The sequence below is a fragment of the Mucilaginibacter sp. PAMC 26640 genome, from assembly GCA_001596135.1.
Lineage (GTDB): Bacteria > Bacteroidota > Bacteroidia > Sphingobacteriales > Sphingobacteriaceae > Mucilaginibacter.
The window spans coordinates 704,331-725,568 of the sequence record CP014773.1 but is presented as its reverse complement, the minus strand read 5'-3'; the positions used below and the strand labels follow the sequence as shown (position 1 = coordinate 725,568).

At 41.4% G+C, this 21,238-nt stretch carries 19 protein-coding genes; 15 read left to right on the top strand and 4 right to left on the bottom strand.

What is annotated here, in order from left to right:
* Nucleotides 1-81 precede the first annotated feature (81 nt).
* The 7 genes from A0256_03230 (at nucleotide 82) to A0256_03200 (ending at nucleotide 8,745) form a co-directional block, all read left to right on the top strand.
* Nucleotides 82-1,146, top strand: a complete 1,065-nt coding sequence (locus A0256_03230; protein AMR34412.1) for an N-acetylglucosamine transporter — start codon at nucleotides 82-84, stop codon at nucleotides 1,144-1,146.
* A 23-nt stretch (nucleotides 1,147-1,169) separates the two neighbouring features.
* Entirely contained in the window at nucleotides 1,170-2,717 is a 1,548-nt protein-coding gene (locus A0256_03225; protein AMR30503.1) for a hypothetical protein, read from the top strand.
* Between the two features lie 16 nt (nucleotides 2,718-2,733).
* Nucleotides 2,734-4,338, top strand: coding sequence for a glycoside hydrolase (locus A0256_03220; protein AMR30502.1), 1,605 nt, complete (start codon nucleotides 2,734-2,736; stop codon nucleotides 4,336-4,338).
* A 229-nt stretch (nucleotides 4,339-4,567) separates the two neighbouring features.
* Complete coding sequence (locus tag A0256_03215; GenBank protein AMR30501.1) at nucleotides 4,568-5,692, top strand: desulfatase; 1,125 nt, start codon at nucleotides 4,568-4,570, stop codon at nucleotides 5,690-5,692.
* Complete coding sequence (locus A0256_03210) at nucleotides 5,692-6,351, top strand: hypothetical protein (GenBank protein ID AMR30500.1); 660 nt, start codon at nucleotides 5,692-5,694, stop codon at nucleotides 6,349-6,351. Before A0256_03215 ends, A0256_03210 begins: the two co-directional genes overlap by 1 nt.
* Nucleotides 6,352-6,534: 183 nt before the next feature.
* Nucleotides 6,535-7,884 (top strand): glycosyl hydrolase, encoded by a 1,350-nt coding sequence (locus A0256_03205; GenBank protein AMR30499.1) that lies wholly within the window; start codon nucleotides 6,535-6,537, stop codon nucleotides 7,882-7,884.
* Between the two features lie 489 nt (nucleotides 7,885-8,373).
* On the top strand, nucleotides 8,374-8,745 hold the full coding sequence (locus A0256_03200; protein ID AMR30498.1) for a hypothetical protein: 372 nt from the start codon (nucleotides 8,374-8,376) through the stop codon (nucleotides 8,743-8,745).
* Nucleotides 8,746-8,787: 42 nt separating this feature from the next.
* On the opposite strand, the gene A0256_03195 is transcribed toward A0256_03200, so the two are convergent.
* Nucleotides 8,788-9,192 (bottom strand): hypothetical protein, encoded by a 405-nt coding sequence (locus A0256_03195; GenBank protein ID AMR30497.1) that lies wholly within the window; start codon nucleotides 9,190-9,192, stop codon nucleotides 8,788-8,790.
* An 896-nt stretch (nucleotides 9,193-10,088) separates the two neighbouring features.
* Between A0256_03195 and A0256_03190 the strand changes: the two genes are divergently transcribed.
* Both A0256_03190 and A0256_03185 read left to right on the top strand, forming a co-directional pair.
* Complete coding sequence (locus A0256_03190) at nucleotides 10,089-10,469, top strand: hypothetical protein (GenBank protein AMR30496.1); 381 nt, start codon at nucleotides 10,089-10,091, stop codon at nucleotides 10,467-10,469.
* 709 nt (nucleotides 10,470-11,178) lie between these two features.
* A complete protein-coding gene (locus A0256_03185; protein ID AMR30495.1) occupies nucleotides 11,179-11,364 on the top strand; it encodes a hypothetical protein in 186 nt (61 codons plus the stop codon).
* 3 nt (nucleotides 11,365-11,367) lie between these two features.
* Here A0256_03185 and A0256_03180 read toward each other — a convergent pair whose 3' ends face one another.
* Entirely contained in the window at nucleotides 11,368-11,727 is a 360-nt protein-coding gene (locus A0256_03180; protein ID AMR30494.1) for a hypothetical protein, read from the bottom strand.
* A 547-nt stretch (nucleotides 11,728-12,274) separates the two neighbouring features.
* Nucleotides 12,275-13,138, bottom strand: coding sequence for an AraC family transcriptional regulator (locus A0256_03175; protein AMR30493.1), 864 nt, complete (start codon nucleotides 13,136-13,138; stop codon nucleotides 12,275-12,277).
* 200 nt (nucleotides 13,139-13,338) lie between these two features.
* On the opposite strand from A0256_03175, the gene A0256_03170 reads away from it, so the two are divergent.
* Together A0256_03170 and A0256_03165 are read left to right on the top strand one after the other, a co-directional pair.
* Nucleotides 13,339-13,929 (top strand): 6-phospho 3-hexuloisomerase, encoded by a 591-nt coding sequence (locus A0256_03170; protein ID AMR30492.1) that lies wholly within the window; start codon nucleotides 13,339-13,341, stop codon nucleotides 13,927-13,929.
* 42 nt (nucleotides 13,930-13,971) lie between these two features.
* Nucleotides 13,972-14,604, top strand: coding sequence for a 3-hexulose-6-phosphate synthase (locus A0256_03165; protein ID AMR30491.1), 633 nt, complete (start codon nucleotides 13,972-13,974; stop codon nucleotides 14,602-14,604).
* 181 nt (nucleotides 14,605-14,785) lie between these two features.
* Here the strand turns inward: A0256_03165 and A0256_03160 are convergent, their stop codons facing one another.
* Nucleotides 14,786-16,813, bottom strand: a complete 2,028-nt coding sequence (locus A0256_03160) for an excinuclease ABC subunit B (protein AMR30490.1) — start codon at nucleotides 16,811-16,813, stop codon at nucleotides 14,786-14,788.
* Between the two features lie 401 nt (nucleotides 16,814-17,214).
* Here A0256_03160 and A0256_03155 point away from each other — a divergent pair, with 401 nt between their 5' ends.
* The 4 genes from A0256_03155 (at nucleotide 17,215) to A0256_03140 (ending at nucleotide 21,110) form a co-directional block, all read left to right on the top strand.
* On the top strand, nucleotides 17,215-17,859 hold the full coding sequence (locus tag A0256_03155) for a uracil phosphoribosyltransferase (protein AMR30489.1): 645 nt from the start codon (nucleotides 17,215-17,217) through the stop codon (nucleotides 17,857-17,859).
* Nucleotides 17,860-17,992: 133 nt separating this feature from the next.
* Nucleotides 17,993-18,721 (top strand): haloacid dehalogenase, encoded by a 729-nt coding sequence (locus A0256_03150; protein AMR30488.1) that lies wholly within the window; start codon nucleotides 17,993-17,995, stop codon nucleotides 18,719-18,721.
* Complete coding sequence (locus A0256_03145) at nucleotides 18,718-19,245, top strand: hypothetical protein (GenBank protein AMR30487.1); 528 nt, start codon at nucleotides 18,718-18,720, stop codon at nucleotides 19,243-19,245. Before A0256_03150 ends, A0256_03145 begins: the two co-directional genes overlap by 4 nt.
* Nucleotides 19,242-21,110 (top strand): hypothetical protein, encoded by a 1,869-nt coding sequence (locus A0256_03140; GenBank protein ID AMR30486.1) that lies wholly within the window; start codon nucleotides 19,242-19,244, stop codon nucleotides 21,108-21,110. Before A0256_03145 ends, A0256_03140 begins: the two co-directional genes overlap by 4 nt.
* The last annotated feature ends 128 nt before the right edge of the window (nucleotides 21,111-21,238 follow it).

Below are 21,238 nucleotides of genomic sequence, written 5' to 3'. Positions count from 1 at the left end.
GTATTTATATCATGGTGTTTTATGGTTAATGATTCGAATACTCATCAATTAGCTAATGGTCGTTTAGTATCGTTAGATGTGATGCGTGGCCTGATTATGATACTGCTTTGCGGCGAAAGTTGCATGCTTTACGAAGCAATCAAACAGATCAATCCGGCCCGGCCCATGGGCGGATTGATCATGCAATTTTTTCATCATCCTTGGAACGGACTACGTTTCTGGGATCTGGTGCAGCCCGCGTTTATGTTTATGGCGGGCGCTGCGATGTATATTTCTTACAGCCGGAAACTTGCTAAAGGTGAAAGCTGGGGACACAACCTCAAACATGTGCTTATCCGCAGCCTCAAACTATTGGTATGCGGTGTTGGCCTGCATTGCTTTTATGCCGGCAAGCCCGTTTGGGAGCTTTGGAATGTGCTTACTCAATTATCATTTACCACTATCGTAGCTTATTTGATAATTGAAAGGTCATATCGTTGGCAGCTTGTATTTACGCTCGGTCTGTTATTACTCACCGAGGTTATGTACCGCATCATATTAGTGCCTGGTTTCGACCAGCCATTCGTAGAAGGGAAAAATTTTGGGGCCTATGCGGATACGCTGCTCATGGGCAAAATAAACAGCGATGGTTGGGTCACCATTAACTGTATCCCTACATCAGCACATACCATTTGGGGTGTATTGGCCGGGAAACTCCTAATATCTAACAAAACTAGCAGCTATAAAATAAAGGCGCTGGTAATTACAGGCATATTAGCACTGGTAATCGGCTTTGGGTTAGATTGGTTGGGAGTTACGCCGATCATTAAACGCATCAGTACAAGTTCGTTCGCATTTGCGTCAGCAGGATGGGTATTGCTGATACTGGCCGCAGTTTATTGGCTAGTGGATGTGAAACGCAACACTAAATACGCATGGATCTTTACGGTGGTAGGCATGAACGCCATATTTATTTACTTATTCTTCGAAACCGTTGGTGCACAATGGGTAAATGCCAGGGTGGCCATTTTTACCGGCGACCTGCTACACCTATTCTTCCATCTACCGCTCAGTATCGCGGCAGTAATATCAGCTATTGCAGCGCTGGTTTTGGAATGGGGCCTATGCTACTGGCTTTATAAACAGAGAATCTTTTTTAAACTATAAAACTCCTCTTAAAATAAGAGATCATGATCAAAAAATTTAAAGGCTATGTCCTATGCACCTGTTTAGCAGCACTTTTGCTTTCATTATCGTGTGCAGATAAAGTTGCAAACCTGGTCCAGATTGAAAAGGTAAATGTTACTTACCCCGAAAGTGCTGAAGATTTTCCTAACCCCGAGCGTGGTTTCTACCGGTACTCGGAGGTGCACTCAAGTAACTATACGGTATTAACGGCCGATGAATTAAAAGGCTACCGTTCGCCGCAATCTATCCAGTCGGCTAACTATCAGGTTGCCAGTACGCTTGTTTTCAGATACTATGTTTTGGATGACGTAGTCAACACGGCTATCTCCGCCAGTTTCATTACCAACATTAAAAAGGATTTTGAGGCTGCGCGTACCGCTGGGGTTAAATTGATTCCACGCTTTGTTTATACCGCAACTGCTAAGCCGGGTAACTGTCCTGAAGGTTTTATTTGTCCGCTTTACGGCGATGCGCCAAAAGCGATCATACTAAGCCATATCGCGCAGCTAAAACCGGTGTTGCATGATAATGCAGATGTTGTAGCCTGTGTGCAATTAGGCTTCATAGGTACCTGGGGCGAGCAATATTACAGCGACTTTTTTGGCGATGCTTCATCAAATGCTACCCAGGGAAAGCTGCTTGACCAAAACTGGAAAGACAGGATAGAAGTGATTAAAGCCATGCTTGATGCAGTACCTGCTGATAGAATGATCCAGCTGCGTTATCCGCAGCTAAAACAACGTTATATCTACGGTGTTAACGCCCCGGTAACTTCGGCGCCATTAACGGAAAGCGGAGCTTTCACCGCGACTGATATTGCCCGGTTAGGCTATCATAACGATTGCTTTATGGCTAGTGCAGATGATTTTGGTACGTATACCGATTATGGAAATAGCTCAAGTTTGCGCGAATCTGGTGGCGCAGCTTTGAGTACCCTGAAAGATTACTTTAAAGCCGATAGCAAATTTGTAGTAGTAGGTGGAGAAACCTGTTCTGATGGGTACAGCCCAACCAATGATTGTGAGCCTGCAGGAAAGATCCAGGCAGAGTTTGCTGCATTGCACTATAGCTTTATAAACGCCCACTACAATACCGATGTTACCAACGACTGGCAGGATGGTGGCTGTATGGATAACATCAAACGCAACCTGGGTTACCGTTTTGTATTACAAAGCGCCGTATTACCGGATAACGTTGTTAAAGGCACTGATCTCAATATCACTTTAAATATTAAAAACGCGGGTTATGCATCGCCATACAATAAGCGTACAGTGAAGTTATTACTGCGTAACACTAAAACAAACGAAGTGAAATCGTTAGACCTGGCCACCGATATCAGAAGATGGTACAGCGGCGCAAACACCATTACCGAAACGGTGAAGATCCCTTCAGACTTTCCTGCCGGCGATTATGAAATGTTGTTGAACCTGCCGGATGCTTACGCAAGTATAGCTGCCAAACCCGAGTTCAGTATCCGTTTAGCCAACAACGATACATGGGAAGCTGCAACAGGTTACAACAAGTTAAACCACACAATAAAAGTTAACTAAATATACGTCCAGCTAAATGATTAAGGGCATTAAAATATATTTGTTTACCGCGATGCTATGCACCCACGGTGCCTTGCTATACGCACAAACAAGCATAACTATTAAAGATGGGGAAAAATGGTTCGGCGGTGCTTCCAATGAAGCGCACCTGGCCCCTTTTAAAGATGGTTACAGTTACGACATGTACGGCGATACCAAAGGCAACCAGGCTGCGCCGCTATTGCTATCTACCAAAGGCCGTTTTATTTGGAGCGAGGAACCTTTTAAATTTACGATCGCTGATGCTAAACTGATCATCAGCAATGCAAAAGGCGTAGTAACTATAGATTCGGCAGGTAAAAATTTACGCGAGGCATTCAGCAACGCTTCTAAGCGTTTTTTCCCGGCTAAGGGTAAACTGCCGGATACGCTGTTGTTCAGCAAGCCGCAGTACAATAGCTGGATTGAGTTGGTTTATAACCAAAATCAAAAGGATATTTTAAAGTATGCCCACTCAATTATCGATAATGGTTTCCCTCCAGGAGTGATCATGATAGATGACAACTGGGCTGATTACTATGGCAGGTTTGATTTCCGGTCGGATAGGTTCAGCAACGCCGCGGCTATGGTTGATACCCTGCATGCCATGGGTTTTAAAGTAATGCTTTGGATTAGTCCGTTTGTATCGCCCGATACCGAAGTTGCAAGAGAATTACTTGCAAAAAAACTATTGCTGGTGGCTGGCAAAGTGAAAACCGGTGACCCGGAAAAAAATGCGGATGAGCCAGCAATAATCTCCTGGTGGAACGGTTACAGCGTGGTGCTTGATTTTACCAACCCTGAAGCTGTAAAATGGTTTAAAGGCCGCTTAGATCACATGGTGACCACCTATCATTTGGATGGCTTTAAGTTTGATGCCGGCGACGCTGATTTTTACCCGCCAAACGCGGTATCGTTTAAACCGGCAACACCAAACGAGCAAAGCCGGCTTTGGGGTGAATTAGGCTTGTATTACCCGCTGAATGAATATCGTGCGATGTGGAAAATGGGAGGTGAGCCATTGGTACAACGGCTGCGCGATAAAAAACACAACTGGGAAGATCTGCAAAAGCTGATCCCGGATCTGACAACTGCCGGCCTGCTGGGTTATCAGTTCACCTGCCCGGATATGATTGGCGGCGGCGAGTATGGATCATTCATTGGCAGGGATAAATTGGATGAACAACTGGTAGTGCGTTCGGCGCAATGCTCGGCGCTGATGCCCATGATGCAGTTCTCGGTAGCGCCCTGGAGGGTGTTATCAAAACAAAACCTTGCAGCAGTAAAAAAGGCAGTGGATGTTAGGGCCAAATACACGCCTTACATTATGCAGCTGGTAAAGCAAGCCGCCAAAACAGGCGAGCCTATTGCCCGTAGCATGGAGTATGAGTTCCCCAACCAGGGTTTAGCCGGTGTGCAAGGCCAATTTATGTTGGGCGATAAATACTTGGTGGCACCTATGCTAGCCAATGGCAATAAAAAAACGATATACCTGCCAAAAGGAAAATGGAAAAGTGATTTGGGCAAAACGGTTAAGGGTCCCTCCAGAATAGAGATGGATGTAGCGGCCGACAGGTTGCCGGTGTTTGAGTTAATTAAATAGTAACAAAAACCTTAAGCTACTACGATGGGCAACTTACTTTTAACGGAGCTATATGCCGGCATATACATGGCAAACCGGTTCATTTGGTAATGATAAAGCGGTGAGGCATGTAAATTTAAGGATCGATATTGGGGCAGATGATTCTGTTTATTGGTAGGTTCTCAATAATTTAGTGAATGATCCTTACCTGGTGTGGATTGATATATTTTACATAAAATTCTAAAAAATAGTGCAAAGTTCTAAAAACATAGCTGAGGTTGTATCCCACTTTAAATGTGCGGCTGATGTAAGTTCACAAGTCCCTTACGGCTCGGGGCATATAAACGATACGTTTAAGTTAAAAAATCTATCAGCCGGTGGAACCGACTACCTGTTGCAGCGTATAAATCAACATATTTTTACTAATGTAGAAAAGCTTACTGATAACATGCAAAGGGTAACTGAGCATCTTAAAAGCAAAATGAAGGATCTGGGTACGGGAGATCCTTTTACAGAGGTAATGACCCTAATCCCGACGGATAGCAATCGTTTTTTTTATCAGGACAGCGCTGGTGACTACTGGCGCATGTTTTACTTTTTAAGTAATACTAAAAGCTACAATGTAGTTGAAACCCCAAAGCAGGCTTACGAGGGCGGCAAGGCATTCGGTAAATTTCAAGCGATGCTATCAGATATTCCGGCCGGTGAAATATACGAGGTGATTCCAAACTTTCACAACATACAGGTAAGGCTTAAACAGCTGGACGAAGCCGTACAGCACGATGTGCAGGGCAGGGTGGTATCGGTTGCCGCGGAATTAGCTATTGTAAAGCAATACAAAGATAGCATGCAATATTTTCAGCAGCCTGCGCAAATGGCTGCATTGCCAAAACGGGTTATCCATAACGATACCAAGTTCAATAACGTATTGCTGAATAGTAACGACGAAGCCCAGTGCGTTATAGACCTGGAAACCGTAATGGACGGTTATGTAGCGTACGATTTTGGTGATGCCATCCGTACCATCATTAACACGACAACCGAAGATGAAGCTGACCTGAGCAAAATTCTGCTGAATATGCCGCTGTTTAATGCCTATGTGCAAGGATATTTAAAAGAAGCCTACCAGTTCCTGACGGATGCCGAAGTGAATTCGCTGATGAAAGGTGCCTTACTGTTACCCTACATGCAGGCAGTACGTTTCTTAACAGATCATATTAATGGCGATACCTATTTTAAAGTAAAGTTTGATGGTCATAATTTACAAAGGGCAAGAGCGCAGTTCCAGTTATTGAAGATGCTGGACGCCAATGCAGCACAAATGCACCAGACCATCTTGAACGAAATGGACAGTTACAAGACCACGCAACACTAATGGAGACCGCTCTGATAGTAAACATTTTGTCGCTTAATGGTGTCGATGACCAGCACGCGGTTGAGCATATCTCAGCCAGATTGGATACCTATGAGCGTAGGCAGATTCAATATGCGCCTTGGTCGGCAGGGGCAAAGCAGCCGCAGGCATCATTTGTGTTGACCCATAACGCAAATGGTATCTATTTAAAATACTACGTTACCGAACACACACTTAAAGCCGAGTACAATAAGTTTAATGATCCGGTTTTCGAGGATAGCTGCGTGGAATTTTTTATTGCGTTTGACGATGATCCCAACTATTACAACCTGGAGTTTAACTGTATGGGCAACAGCAGAGTGCAATACGGGCAACACAAAACAGGGCGTACCTTTATACCGGTGAACTTATTAAAAACAATCGCTCATCAAACGCTGATCAGGAACACTACTATTGGCAATGTACATTGGGAGCTTACTTTATGCATCCCCAAAACAATATTTAAGTTTCATCCGGCATTATCGTTCGAAAACAGTAGGGCACGGGTTAACTTTTTTAAATGCGGCGACGGCCTGCCCGAACCGCACTATCTGTGCTGGAGCAATATAGAGGCACCTGAGCCCGAGTTTCATTTGAGCCAGTTTTTTAAAGAGATCAATTTTAGTCCGGAAGCTTTATAAACCACTCCTGATCCCCCGAATATGTCAGATATTACAACCGAACTAAGCAACAAAAGCCAAAGCAGCAATCTTATACCAGCTTGCCTCATTATTTTATATACTGCCGTCAGCCGGAACGGGATGGCAACAAAAACTTCGGCACAAATACAATTACAAAACATCAATAAATAAAAAATAAAAATTATGGATCGCAGACAATTTGTTTGGAACACTGCTGTTGGATTAGCGGGTTTAACAATTTTGCCTTCAAAGTCATTATTTGCAAGTAGTGCTAGTAAGGTAAGGTTGGGTTATATAGGTGTAGGCTTGCGTGGCCGCAACCATATAGGTGAGGGTTTGCTTCGCGATGATGTGGAGATTATAGCCATTTGTGATATACAGGAAAGCTCCCTGAAATACTGCCGCGAGCAATTTGTAAAAGCAAAAAAGAAACTCCCTGCAGAATATACCGGTGGGCTGGATGCCTACAAAAAACTGCTAGATCGTAAGGATATAGATGGCGTTATCATAGCTACCCCGTGGCAGTTCCACAAACAGCAGTCAATAGATGCTATGCTTGCTGGTAAATATGTAGGATGCGAAGTTATTGCCGGAATAACCGAAGAAGATCATTGGGATATTTTAAAGGTTTACGAAACGACCAAAGTACCATACATGACGCTGGAAAACGTTTGCTATCGCCGCGATGTAATGGCTGCTTTAAATATGGCACGCCAGAATGTATTTGGCGAACTGGTGCACCTGGAGGGGGGATACCAGCATGACCTGCGCGGCGTATTATTTAATGATGGCAAAAACTTTAGCGGTAAGGGAGCCGAGTTTGGCCCCGGTACTGTTGGCGAAGCCCAATGGCGCACGCAGTGGAATGTTGACCGCGATGGCGATATTTATCCTACCCACGGGGCCGGCCCCCTGATGAATTATATTGATATCAACCGCGGCAACAGCTTTAATAACCTGGTGTCGTTTTCATCAAAATCAATCGGGTTGAATAAGTATATCGACAAAGTATCTCCCGGCAATAAAAATTCAAAGATCAAATTTAAGAACGGGGATGTAACCACTACCATGATCAACTGTGCAAATGGCGAAACGGTGACCCTAAGCCATGACACCCACTTGCCGCGCCCGTACTCACTAGGCTTTAGGGTACAGGGTACCGAGGGGATCTGGATGGATGTAAATGAATCAGTTTATATTGAGGGCAAATCAAAAAGTTATGACCAGTGGGACAAAGCGAGCCTTTGGTTTGAGAAATACGACCACCCACTTTGGAAGAAATTTGAAAAATTTGCCGAAGGCGCAGGTCACGGCGGTATGGACTGGTTTGTATTTAATGGTTTTGTTGAAGCCGTTAAACAAAAGAAACAAACTCCGATAGATATTTACGATTCGTTAACTATGAGCGTAATTACCCCGCTCTCAGAAAAATCAATAGCAGACGGTAACATGCCGCAAAAGTTCCCTGATTTCACAAAAGGAAAATGGAAAGAGCGTAAAAATACATTTGCGTTGGATGATAGCGGCTTCTAAAATAGCCAATGAAGGCTAAAATATTAATGACTGGCGGAGTTTTACATCCTGAGATAGCTGCCCGCAAACATGAGCCCATCAAATTGTCCTACATTTTACAGCCCCAGGGCTGTAAATACGATATCTGTTCAGGATGCCGATGAAGAAGTTTGTATCCTTAGTGATATGGTAAAAAGAAGCTGACTGTAAAATTTGCTCCTTTAAAGAATGTAAAAATATATTGAAATCAGGGTTGATTTTATTAAGCCTGATTTCATGTTATTGCATGATAATTAAGCAGGGATTGACTGTGTCCTTGCGCTGAAACCACTTAAATTTCAATAAATGACCTAAACCTCATCACTTATTCTACACATGTTTATTTCCTGACACGCCACAGCAAATTTAAGTTTGACGATTTTTTGCTTAAACCATTTGAATTAGAAACGCTCTACACTACGTTTAATAGCAACGTTCGAGTGATATATTAATACGAATAACATAATTTATATGGAAAAACACGACGGAAATATTGTAGAATATGTGGTAAGAAAGAACGGTTTCAGTATAACTGATTTAGCCACGGCAGCGAACGTAAACAGAAGAACGATTTATAATTTGTTTCGACAAAAGCATTTAAAAAGGGTGTTTATTCAAGTTGTGGGTCAAACGATCAGACATGATTTTTCCACTGAATTTCCCGAACACTTTACCGAAAATGATTTTCCTTTTAAAAATCCGGGAACGAAGACTAAAGCTTTCGCTGCCGATCCCGCAGATGATGAAGCAAATGCCTGGAAGGAAAAATATATTAATCTGTTGGAAAAGTATACCGAAACGTTGCTTAGTGAAACTCGTATGAAAGAAAGTGTTGAAATGTAGCTCGACTTTCGAGCTAATAGGGTTGAAACGATTTGTTTAGCGCTAGGCCGCACAAAAAATTTTCTCGACCAGTTTCGGAGTAATCGGTTTACTGATGAAATCTTCAACTAATAAATTTGCACGGGCATTTTGGATATCTTTTGCCATAATTGATGATGAAAGCATGAAAATATGAACCTGCTTGTCGCAAAATATGTCTAACCGTTCCAGTTCAGCAAGCAATTGCCACCCGTTCATAACCGGCATGTAGATATCTAGAAAAATGTAATCCGGCAAAATATCAGGCTGAGTTAAGCCAATTTTAACGAGTCTGTCAATTGCTTCCTGGCCGTTTTCAAGTGTTTCTATGATGGTGTTTTCTAATACATTGTCTATTACCATCTTGCAAATCAATCTATCGAGCTGCACATCGTCTATGACCCAAATAATTGGTTTTTTATCGGACATTTTTTAACTTTTAATTTATCAGGTAAAAATATTCTAAAAAAACAGTAGCCAATACTGATTTAAAACATGTCCCCTTGAATGTCCAGTTATACCATTTTGGGATAGCTTATTTCTCAAAAGCGGAACGTGATTCGGTTCAACAACTTATTTAAATAATAAATGCGTTAACTTGTAACCCGAAGTTGAGTTGGCGCGTTTAACCAACTTTATTAATTGAACCAATTGATTTATACAACCAGCCTGTATAAATGGAAACCAATAGATAAATGTTACTAAGCAAATGAGGAGATCAAGAAAAAGAATGTTAGCAATCATCAGGTATCATAGAAATGTGCGTATCTTGAAGTTGGTCCGAATGGAAAAGATGTCTTATGGAATGGATCAACTATCAATCACAGATGTATTCGCATTTTCAAATTTTGCTCAAAACAATTGATTAGTCGTTCGTCAGTCAGTGAACGCGCACTTTTCTCCGCTTGCTTAATTTAATACGACCGGCAGGGCCACTTGCTGTGATATGGCATAATGCATATGATTTAAATATGCATTTTAAAATTTAAGTCGCTGCTGAATCGTTCCTTTCGCGATTGAAATTTAGCACTTCTCAGTTATCAAATTATGATGTTATTTTTAAGCTAAAGCAATACATAATAGACCGTTCCCCGACCGTGAAATTTTTGAGAATCGTAAATGTGTAGTTTTTACACACACTGTCCTTTAATTTGATCAAAATTTCTTTGCCTGCAGCAAGGGTGTTATTGCTTTAGAAGCACATGATCTCTCAAATCTTGAAAATTTATACGGTTTTCTGGAAAAATAAGAGTAACCTACCCCCTTAGGTTGTATTTCCCTAATTTGGCTCGCAAATTGTTTAGGCGATCACTCAATTAATAGCAATGGGAAATCATCACGGGCAGATTGTAGAGTATATAGTGAGGAGAAACGGTTACAGTATTACCGATTTGGCTTCTGAATTAAATGTCAATAGAAGGTCCATATATAACTACTTTCAAAACCCTAATTTAAAGTACGATATCATCTACAAAATTGGTATCACCGTACGCCATGACTTTTCAAAAGAATTTCCTGAATTATTTACCAGCGAACAGTTTGAGGTTAAAAAGCCGCAAAATCAAAGTTTTGACTCTGTCACTAAAACAGATGGCGATGCTGAGCAGTGGAAGGATAAATATATCCAGTTACTTGAAGACTACAATGAAGCTTTGAGAATTAGAATATCGAAAAAACTTAATGATCAGCAATTAGTAGCTTCTTAGGTTATTAAGGAACAGCGTTTCGCTCACCACGAAATAAAGTCTCCTTAGACTCGCTCTTCGGAGACTCCTAACTGAACTTATTACTGGATAGATGAGTACGCTATGCTAAAGGGCATTGGTGAGCCTTAAACCGTCAACCCCTTTACAATTGTTTAAAAAGATGGCAACTGATGCCAAGCAATGTAGACAGGTTCATATTTCATGCTGTAAAATTGGTTAAGCATCTGGGGATGTGCCCTATATCAAATCTACTCAAACCAGGCTGAGTCTGGATTTATTCCTGTTAATTGTATACCCAAATGTGAAAATAGTTTACGAAGTATGGTTAATTTCAACGATATACCCGGTCCTATTGCATTGCACGGAAATTTCGTAAATGCTTAACCAATCACTTTGCTAAATAAGGTTTCCAGGTATTTATTAACAATATAAACTTTTACTTATCAGTGAATTAAATTCCCTGCCTAAGCCATTCACAAATTCAAATTTTGTCATTTCGTTTTTAACCGTTAAGACATTAAATTAATATGCCAATATCCGGCATCCGATAAATGCACTCTAGCATATTTTTCTCCATAAAAGTCTATTTGATTTTTGCCGAATTGAATGAAGTTAAAAAACTTTTGCAATTCGATAAGAAATATTGCATTACTCAAATTAGTTGTAACAATTAGTTAATGTTAACGTATAAATAGTCAAATACCATATTATGAACCAATTTCTTGAGAATTTAAAAGTTGCGATAGCACGGAGGATGTTGACCAACGAAGAAATAAGTATTATTTCCTTAAGCGAAAAGATTCAGTCAAATGACGAAATTTCAAAGATCATAAATGTCAGATTAGCTATGCTTGACGCCAATTCTGGCCCTTATCCTTCAAATAAAAAAATTTAGCCTTCAATCCGGAAATTTAAAACTATTAATATCGGTTTTGATTTTTTGGCTCAAATGATGATTGTACTTTTCGAGTAAGGAAATGTATTTGTCTTTCCATATCTCATCGTTAAGTATAGATTCTTGTATTCTGGGGGAGGCGCTGGCTACCAGATCTGAAGTTAGCAATTCAGGGAAATCTGTTGAGAAATCGTGTCTTACGATTTTTCCGATGCGATAGATAAGGTCTGGTCTTAATCTAGGCATTTGAAACCAATTATATAAAGTTCTGCGATTTACACCGAGTGCCTTTGCAAGCTCACTTAGGTTGTAACCAGCCCTGCGAACGGCATATTCTATTATCTGACCGTGATGTTTAGACATTTTGAATGTTAAGGTTATTGTGTGATCGGGGAATCGACTCTCAAGTTGCAGTTAATTACGTGTTTAAACAAGTTTGAGTTGCTTCATTTAGATAATTTCACCCTGAAGCAAATTAAATCGCCTTTCTAAGTAAAATTTCAAACTAATAATTTATTCAAGATTGTATCAATAAAATTTATCATCGATACTGTGTTAGTATTGTTATGTGCTAACCGCTATTTACTTTATATTAATTAGACACCGCCAATAAATAAACCGTAACTAATTCCCGTTTATTTATTTACAGACTATTTGACACGGGTCTTTAACACCACAAATGCTTTTCATGTAGGATAGTCGGTGATTTTGTAAAGCGGATCAAAAATAGGTGCCGGGCATTTATAGCCGTTGGTTCTATGATCGGTTCAACTTAGGTAAAGTTTGCGTAAGGAAAGATGCAAACTGATGGGCAGCAAAATGGAGAGGGCATATTTTATAAATGCCGAAATATTTATCCGGATTGTGGTTTTAGCAGTATGTTTTTGGCTTAAGTATTTCTAGGGTAGGCTTAAATTAAGGTATTAGACTTTAGTTTTAAATGATTCTGTGCCTGTTTCTGAAATTCATCCGGCGTTTGTGCTGTTTGCTTTTTAAAGAAACGACTAAAATAAGGGCGGTCAGAAAATCCAAGTTCAAAGGCAATTTCTTTAATAGTGTGTTCGCTGTGTATGATCAGCCGTTTGGCCTCCAGTATGATCCGGTCATGGATGATCTGCGTTCCGGTCTTGCCTAATTTCTCTTTCAGTATTTGATTCAGTCGCTTGGAGCTAACGTCCAGTTTGCCGGCGTAGAAGTCAATGTTGCGTACAAGTAGGTAGTTTCCTTCCAGCAGCATTAAAAACTCGTAAACTCGTTTCTGTTGGATATCATGAGTGGTAAACTCTTCCTCTTTTACCTTTATCAGCTTTAGCAGAAACACTTTCAATAGCGTTTTTAAGATTACGAGGTCCTCTGGTGATTTCTGGTATTCACCAATCAACAAAGTATAAATACCACTCAGATCATCTGCGGCAGCCTTGTCTAATCGCAGGCAGGAGAACTCCCCTTGTACGTTAAATATCTTGAAAATATCAAGTAAGAACTCTTTATCTTCTTCTTCGAGGATCTCTCTTTTAAAGGATATCAACTCCCCGTTCTTGCCGGCTTTATTTAACTGGTGTACCCGATACGGGGGGATCAGGTAGATCCAATCTCCTTTAGTGTCAAAATCGTTTGTTTTTAAAGCATGTAAAGGATCTTCGTTTTTCAACCATACAATCTCAAAAAAGTCTTTTCTGCCGGGATCATTTAAATAACTGGGCGGGCAGTTATTTAAGTTTCTGATATAGATCATTGCTGTTGCAAGGCGATTGTCTTTTGTATCATTTGCCATCCTGTAAAGATAGCTACTGAGGCATTAACGAATTAAATAATCAAGTAGTTAGGTGGACTATTCTGAACTGATCTCTATGGAGCTGCCCTATTATGACTTTTAATTGATGTTATTTCCAAATAGTCCACCTAATGTGGCTATTTGTATAACCTTATCGACGAGTATGAGCATACTTTTGCCGATGAATTAAAATCTTTGAAATGGAGTTAACAAAGCAATACAATCAAGAAACCGCCGCTGCCATTAAAGCAGACATGATACAGGTGTTGTATGAGAATACCGACTTAGCAGAGAAAATCGACTACCGCAATTTCGGAGAACTGATTAGTAGTATAAACGAGGCATCTGCTATTTTCCTGATCGCTTCCGGCCGTTCGGGCTTTTCTATGCGCTCCATAGCTATGCGTTTGATGCACCTGGGATTAAAAGTTTATTTTATAGGTGATACTACAACGCCCGCTATTAAAGCGGGAGATTTGTTATGGGCCGCGTCAGGCTCGGGAACTACCAGTACTATTGTTAAAGCAGCCGAAAAGGCTAAAAAGGTTGGCGCACGTGTAGCTGCGATGACTACCAATTCATCCTCTTTACTGGCCGGGATTGCAGATATTAACATTCTGATACCTGCTGCTGAGAAAGAAGATCATAACGGGGGTATATCAAAGCAATATGCCGGGAGCCTATTTGAGCAAGCCGTCCTTTTGGTAGGCGATGCGGTATTTATGCAGTTATGGAAAATTGACGGCACACCTGCTGAAGAGCTCTGGAAACGTCACGCAAACATGGAATAATAAAATAGTTAATCATATCAATTCAAATCAATAAATCAAGTAATGGCAAAATTACAAGTAGCAATAGACTTATTAACAACAGAGGAAGCATTAGCGCTTGCCGCAAAAGTTGCACCTTACGTGGACATTATCGAACTGGGTACCCCGCTGATCAAGAACATGGGATCCGCCGTTATTACAGCTATGAAGAAAGCGCATCCTGATAAACTGGTGTTTGCTGATCTGAAAACGGCTGATGCCGGAGAGTTGGAAGCAGATATCGCTTTTAAAGCAGGGGCAGACCTGGTTACCGTAATGGGAGCCGCAGGTAACGCCACCATTATTGGTGCCGTTAAAGCAGCGAAAGCACATGGTAAGGGGGTAGTGGTAGATACCATAGGTTACCCGGATCGTGTTAAACGTGCGCAGGAAGTAACTGAATTAGGTGTTGAATTTGTGGAACTGCACGCCGGACTGGACGAGCAATGGACTGCAGGTTATTCTATCCAGGTGCTGATTGATGAGGCAGCGAGAGCAGGTGTACCTGTTTCAATAGCGGGCGGTGTAAACCTGAGCAACGTTGCTTCAGTTATTAAAGCGGGCGCTCAGGTAGCGGTTGCAGGTGCGGCCATTTATGGAGCTGAAGACCCGGCGGCAGCTGCAAAGGCACTGCGCGAAGCGATAGATGCTGTATAGTTAAACTAAGTTATAACATAATAAAGGCCCTCCGGATCCGGAGGGCCTTTATTATGTTATAATTCTCTTCACTTAAACTTAATCAATTGCCACTTGTCGACGATACAGTATGTTCAATGGCGAGTAGAATGGTTGCAGAGAATTCAGGCGTGCATATTTAAAAACACCTCATTGATCAGCTCTAACTAAATTTCTCCTCCATCATCTTTTCCAGCGCAAACATTTCATCGCGCAACTTGGCAGCCAGCAGGAAATCCATATTCTTGGCGGCGGCAACCATATCCTTGCGTGTACTTTCGATGGATTTTTTCAGATCGGGCTTGGTCATGTATTGTACAATCGGGTCGGCAGCCAGGGTCATTACGTCGTTTTCCACATAAGCCTTTTGTACACCGCCCTTAAAGTCAACCACGGACGTTTGCTCCATGATCTCCTCCTTAGATTTACCTACCGTTTTCGGCACAATGCCGTGTTCGGTATTATATTTAATTTGCAAGTCGCGGCGGCGGTTGGTTTCAGACATGGTTATGGCCATGGAATCGGTGATCTTGTCGGCATACATAATTACCCGTCCACGGTCGTTCCGCGCAGCTCTGCCTATCGTTTGGATCAACGATCGCTCGGAACGCAGGAACCCCTCTTTATCCGCATCTAATATAGCTACCAAAGAAACTTCCGGAAGATCCAGTCCTTCCCGCAGCAAGTTAATACCTATCAGCACATCAAATTCACCGAGCCTTAATCCGCGTAAAATCTCCACCCTTTCCAGCGTTTTCACTTCCGAGTGGATATAGCGGCATTTGATACCGAGGCGGTCCATGTATTTGGCCAGTTCTTCGGCCATGCGCTTCGTAAGTGTGGTTACCAGGATGCGGTCGCCCATTTTAATGGTTTTATCTACCTCATCCAGCAGGTCATCCACCTGGTTTATCACCGGGCGAATCTCGATAACCGGATCCAGCAACCCTGTTGGCCTGATCACCTGCTCCACCACCACTCCTCCGGATTTTTCCAGTTCGAAATCGGCAGGGGTAGCGCTTACATAAATGGTTTGCGGTGCCAAACGCTCAAACTCCTGGAAATTAAGCGGGCGGTTGTCCATCGCTGCAGGCAAGCGGAAGCCATAATCCACCAGTGAGATCTTCCGCGACCTGTCGCCGCCATACATGGCACGAATCTGCGGTACCGTTACGTGGCTCTCATCAATCACCATCAGGTAATCGTCCGGGAAATAATCCAGCAGGCAAAAGGGGCGCATGCCCGGTTGCCGGCCATCAAAAAAGCGCGAATAGTTCTCGATGCCGCTGCAATAGCCCAACTCGCGAATCATTTCCAGATCGTAATTAACCCGTTCTTCCAGTCGCTTGGCTTCTATAAAGCGGCCGTCATCAATAAACTGCTTTTTACGGGTTTCCAGTTCTTCCTGTATGGCCCAAACCGATTGCTGAAAACGCTCGCGCGGAGCAACATAAAGGTTCGCCGGGTAAACCACCATATGGGTCATCTTCTCAATGGTTTTACCGGTGGTGATATCAAAGGTGCTGAGTTCCTCAATGTCATCGCCGAAAAAGGAAATGCGGTAGGCATAATCCATATAGGCTGGAAAAATATCCACTGTATCGCCCTTTACCCTAAAGGTACCACGCTTAAAATCGGCAGTGGTGCGGGCGTACAGAATCTCTACCAGGCGGTGCAGAAAAGCGTTGCGGCTGATGCGCGTGCCCACGGCAAACTTAAAAACCGAGTTGGCAAAATCTTCCGGATTACCCATACCATAAATGCAGGATATAGAGGATACCACAATCACATCCCTGCGGCCGCTCATGAGGGCCGATGTGGTGCGCAAACGCAGCTTTTCAATCTCCTCGTTTATCTGGAGGTCTTTTTCGATATAGGTATTAGAGGAGGGGATAAAAGCCTCCGGCTGGTAGTAATCGTAGTAGGATACAAAATAGTTTACCGCGTTATCCGGGAAGAACTGCTTAAACTCGCCGTACAGCTGCGCCGCGAGCGTTTTGTTATGGCTTAAGATCAGTGTGGGTTTTTGCGTTTGCTCGATAACGTTGGCAATGGTAAAAGTTTTGCCCGAGCCGGTGACCCCCAAAAGGGTCTGAAACGGATCGGCATTGTTTACACCATCCACCAATTGCTTGATCGCCGTTGGCTGATCGCCGGAAGGAACGTATTGGGAAGTTATTTTAAAATCCATTTATACAAAGGTATAGATTTGTGATGTTAGATATGAGATTGGAGATGAGCTTCCATAGTAGTTAAAAAATACAATGCCATTTCGTGTTATTAGATCAAAGCTACACCCTGGTGATGACAACCCTATGTCAGCAGGTTTAGTTTTAAGAATTTCTTAAAGAGCCATTGCTATTTTCAGTTGATTTACCAACCTTTAACAAAAGATTGATACGCGTATTTAAGGCTGTAGCGCCAGGTGTTTTTGTTCGCGTTCGCGATTTCCAACACTCGCGGGCAGCCCGAACAAGCCCGAACACGCCGCGAACGCACCTTTTTGGGCGATTCGCGACTTTGATTTTACCGCATTGGTCTTTTTAATAATTATTCGCTCAAAGCAAGCATCTCAAATCTCCTATTTAAAATATGACTTTCATCCTCAATAAAACCAACTCGATCGCTAACCTTTACCTTGCCGAAATGCGCGATATAAACATTCAGCAGGATAAGGCGCGTTTTCGCCGGAACCAGGAAAAGCTGGGGGCCATAATGGCGTACGAGATCAGCAAAACACTGCATTACCAAAATCATGATGTGCAGACGCCGTTGGGTATTTGCGATATCAGCCTGCCCGTGGCCCAGCCGGTTTTAGCTACCATCCTGCGGGCGGGGCTGCCCTTTCACCAGGGTTTTATGAACTTTTTTGAACAATCGGAATCGGCCTTTATAACGGCCTGCCGTAAAACCAAAAAGAGCGGCAGTTTTACTATCCAGGTAGATCACATTTCCAATACCGACCTCGATGGAAAAGTATTGATCATGATAGATACTATGCTGGCCACCGGGCAAAGCGTGGTAAATGTATGCAAGGAATTATTGGCGCAATATAAAATTGCAGAATTGCACATTGCAGCAGTAATTGCCAGTACCGAAGGTGTTACGCATGTGCGGGCCAACCTGCCTAATGCCAATGTTTGGGTTTGTGCCATAGACGAGGAAATGACCAGCAAAAGCTATATTGTACCGGGGCTGGGCGATGCCGGCGATCTGGCATTTGGAAAGAAGGTGTAGGAGGGGATCCAGATTTGAGATCTGTGATTTTGGATTGATCGCCAGGCAAGGTTATTGCATCCCGCTCAATCTTTAAACAATAATTGCGTAACTCCTGTTAAAGCCAGCAATCATAAAGTAATAACTTTGCTCCATGTCAAATTCCGAAATAGAACCTTCGCCAACTGAACTTAAATACAAACACATATTTTTCGATCTCGACCATACTATTTGGGATTTTGACCGCAATGCTGAAGAAACACTTACTGAGCTTTACAGCGAATATAGACTGGCCGATCTTGGTTTGCACTCGGCCGATTTGTTCATTGAAACCTATACCCGTAACAACCACCAGCTTTGGGCCGATTACCATTTAGGTAAGATCAATAAAGAAACGCTGCGCGAAACGCGGTTCAAAAAAACCTTTTTAGATTTGGGCGTTCACCCCGATGCGGTGCCGGATGCGTTTGAAGACGACTATGTAAAGCTTGGTCCCTATAAAACCAACCTGTTTCCGCACGCACACGAAACATTAACCTACCTGCAAAGCAAGTATACACTGCATTTGATCTCTAACGGATTTAAAGAATCTACCGAGATCAAAGTAAGCGGTACCGGGATAGGCAAATATTTTAAAAACGTGATCATCTCGGAGGTTGTAGGCGCTAACAAGCCCGATCCTTTAATTTTTCAGCACGCGGTTAACCTGGCCGGGACTACCAAACGGGAAAGCCTGATGATTGGCGACAGTATAGAGGCTGACGTACGCGGTGCCCTGGGCTTTGGTATGGATGCCATTTATTTTAATCCAGCCAATATCGATAAACCAGCCGATGTGCCGGTACAGATCAATCATTTAAAAGAGCTAACTTTAATGCTATGAACGTAACCAAAGAACGCCGTGCCATAGAGGAAGCATTAGATAGCTACCGGAAATTGCTGGATACTTTTACCGACGATGCTTTTACTACCACCCCGCCCATGGGTGGCTGGAGTTATGCGGAAGTTTACGATCATATTATGAAAGCCAGTCTCGGCTCGTCTATTGCATTGGAGCGTTGCACCAATAACAACTGCCCGCCATCAAAAAAAAGGGTAACCCTGGCCGGCTGGTATGTTTTGCTATTGGGCACCTTCCCGCCCGTAAAATTGAAAGTGCCCGAATCGGTGGCCGAAAAAATGACTCCTAAAAAAATCGAAAAGGAAGAAGCTAAAAATCTCATCATAAAAATACGTAAGCGGGTAGAGGCAAATGCCGGATTGGTTAACCAGGCGCCACCCAACGCCCGCTGGCAGCACCCGCGTATGGGCATGCTGAATGCCGCACAGTGGTTTAAATTTATCCGCATCCATCTGCAGCATCACCTAAAGCAATTGGAACGGATAAAAAATAATTTCCTAAAATGAGTTTAAACAATCTATTTAAAATTATAAGTAGAGAAGACGCTGCCGTTTGGGTTGGTGCTGGATTTTCATTATATGCGGGATATCCCTCAGGGGTTAAATTGCAACAAATTATTTATAATGAATTGTCAACTGAGGAAAAAGAACAATTAGATAAAAACTCTTCTTTGCGTAAGACCGCCGGTGCTTTTGTAACACTTAGAAATGGATCAAGGAATGAACTTAATCGGATTTTAAGAAGGGAATTTGGGCAGAAACCTTTAGATACTCATAATCATGACTTATTAAGTAGGATACCGCATTTTAGATCCATAATAACTACTAATTATGACTCTTTGATAGAAAGAAGTTACACGCGCAGAGCTAATGTTATTAAATATGATAGAGACGTTCCTTACATCGAATCCCTGGGTGTAACGATCTATAAACCACATGGTGATTTAGAGTCTCCTGATAAAATAGTAATTACTGAAAATGACTATGCAAGTTTTCATAACATAAAACGAGATCAACCTTTTTGGATTTCAGTTTTAGATATAGTGATTAAAAAAAATATTCTTTTTTTGGGCTATGGATTTGAAGATGAAAACGTTTGGTCATGGCTGGATTTGATTGACAACGCAATTGGCGCTGACCGCAAAGAAAGATTTTTGGTTGCCCCGGACTGGCCGTTATTAAAGGTTAAACAGTTAGAAGAAAGACATATCAAATATTTTGATATGACAGCAGAATGTTTTTTAGAAGAATTGAATCAGTATTTTAAAGATAATATTGTTAGTGATTTGGAAAATGGTATAGTTTCGCAAACCACTTTTAACGAATATGTTTCATTTCATGATTTAAACTCGAATATAATTTATAAGGATGGGAAGACAAAACTTGAATCCTTGTTTAAATCTGGTAATAAATCAGTTTCGACAATCAATTTTGAAATTGCGGATAAAAAACTGATTAAGAAATTAGATCAATTCACCCAAGGATATGGTAAATCAATTAAGATTCCCAAGGAACATTTAATGTCATTTAAGCGTTCAGTAGATGGTTTTAATTTGAACACAGATGTCATTGACGAATTGTTTATCGCTCGATTGCCAAAAAAGCATAGTTGTTCAATTGAGTTCCCTGATGATAATTTAATTTTAGAAAATATTGAATTTGAAATTTATAGAGCTAGTAAAAACCTAATTAAAATAAGTTCAAATGTCCGAGGATTCGAAGTTAAAATAGATCAAATCCTAAGTAAAGATGGATCTATATTTAAAGTCAATTATTTATTTCCCAAAATACTACCTTCGGTTCTAAAATGTATTCAATTCCAAAATGCAATTTTAAATATTGGTAATGGAAGGAAAGTTTTGATATATCTTAATGGAGATATTCTGGATATAACTAGTCAACATTTAAATTTCGATTTAGGCCCTACGACGGCCACATTGAATTTTTTTTTGGCGTTGAAAAAAATTGAAAATAAATTTTCGGTAACCTTTTCAGGAGAAAGATTTGATTTTTCTGAAGAAAACATAAATAAAGTAAATAAAATTTCGAATTTAATTGATATCGGATTTCTCAATTTAAACCTTGCCAAAGGTGTATTACTGCATCGAAAAGAAAGCTTAGGAAGTCCTGCGTTTACGAAAATTCCCGATAATATAACTTCACTATTTATTAAAACTGGGGAAACGGTAAAAATTAAGTTGTTCGGTAAAGAAATTACGTTGGGTGAAAACGGCATGGAGATATTTAATCCAATAATAGTTTCAGTTGATGAAAATAAAAACGTTGCTCACATCAAAAGTAAAAGCAACCAATATCATCAACATTACAGCCACTTTTACAATTTTGATTCGGTAAAGAATATCGAAATCTAAAAATAATTTCGCGAAAAAGTAACCTTTGACATTTAACATAGTCTTAACAAATATATAATCTGATTATCTGACATTTGTAAAAACAAGGAAAGATGAATTTTGAATTTACCTATTTGTTTGTTGTAGGT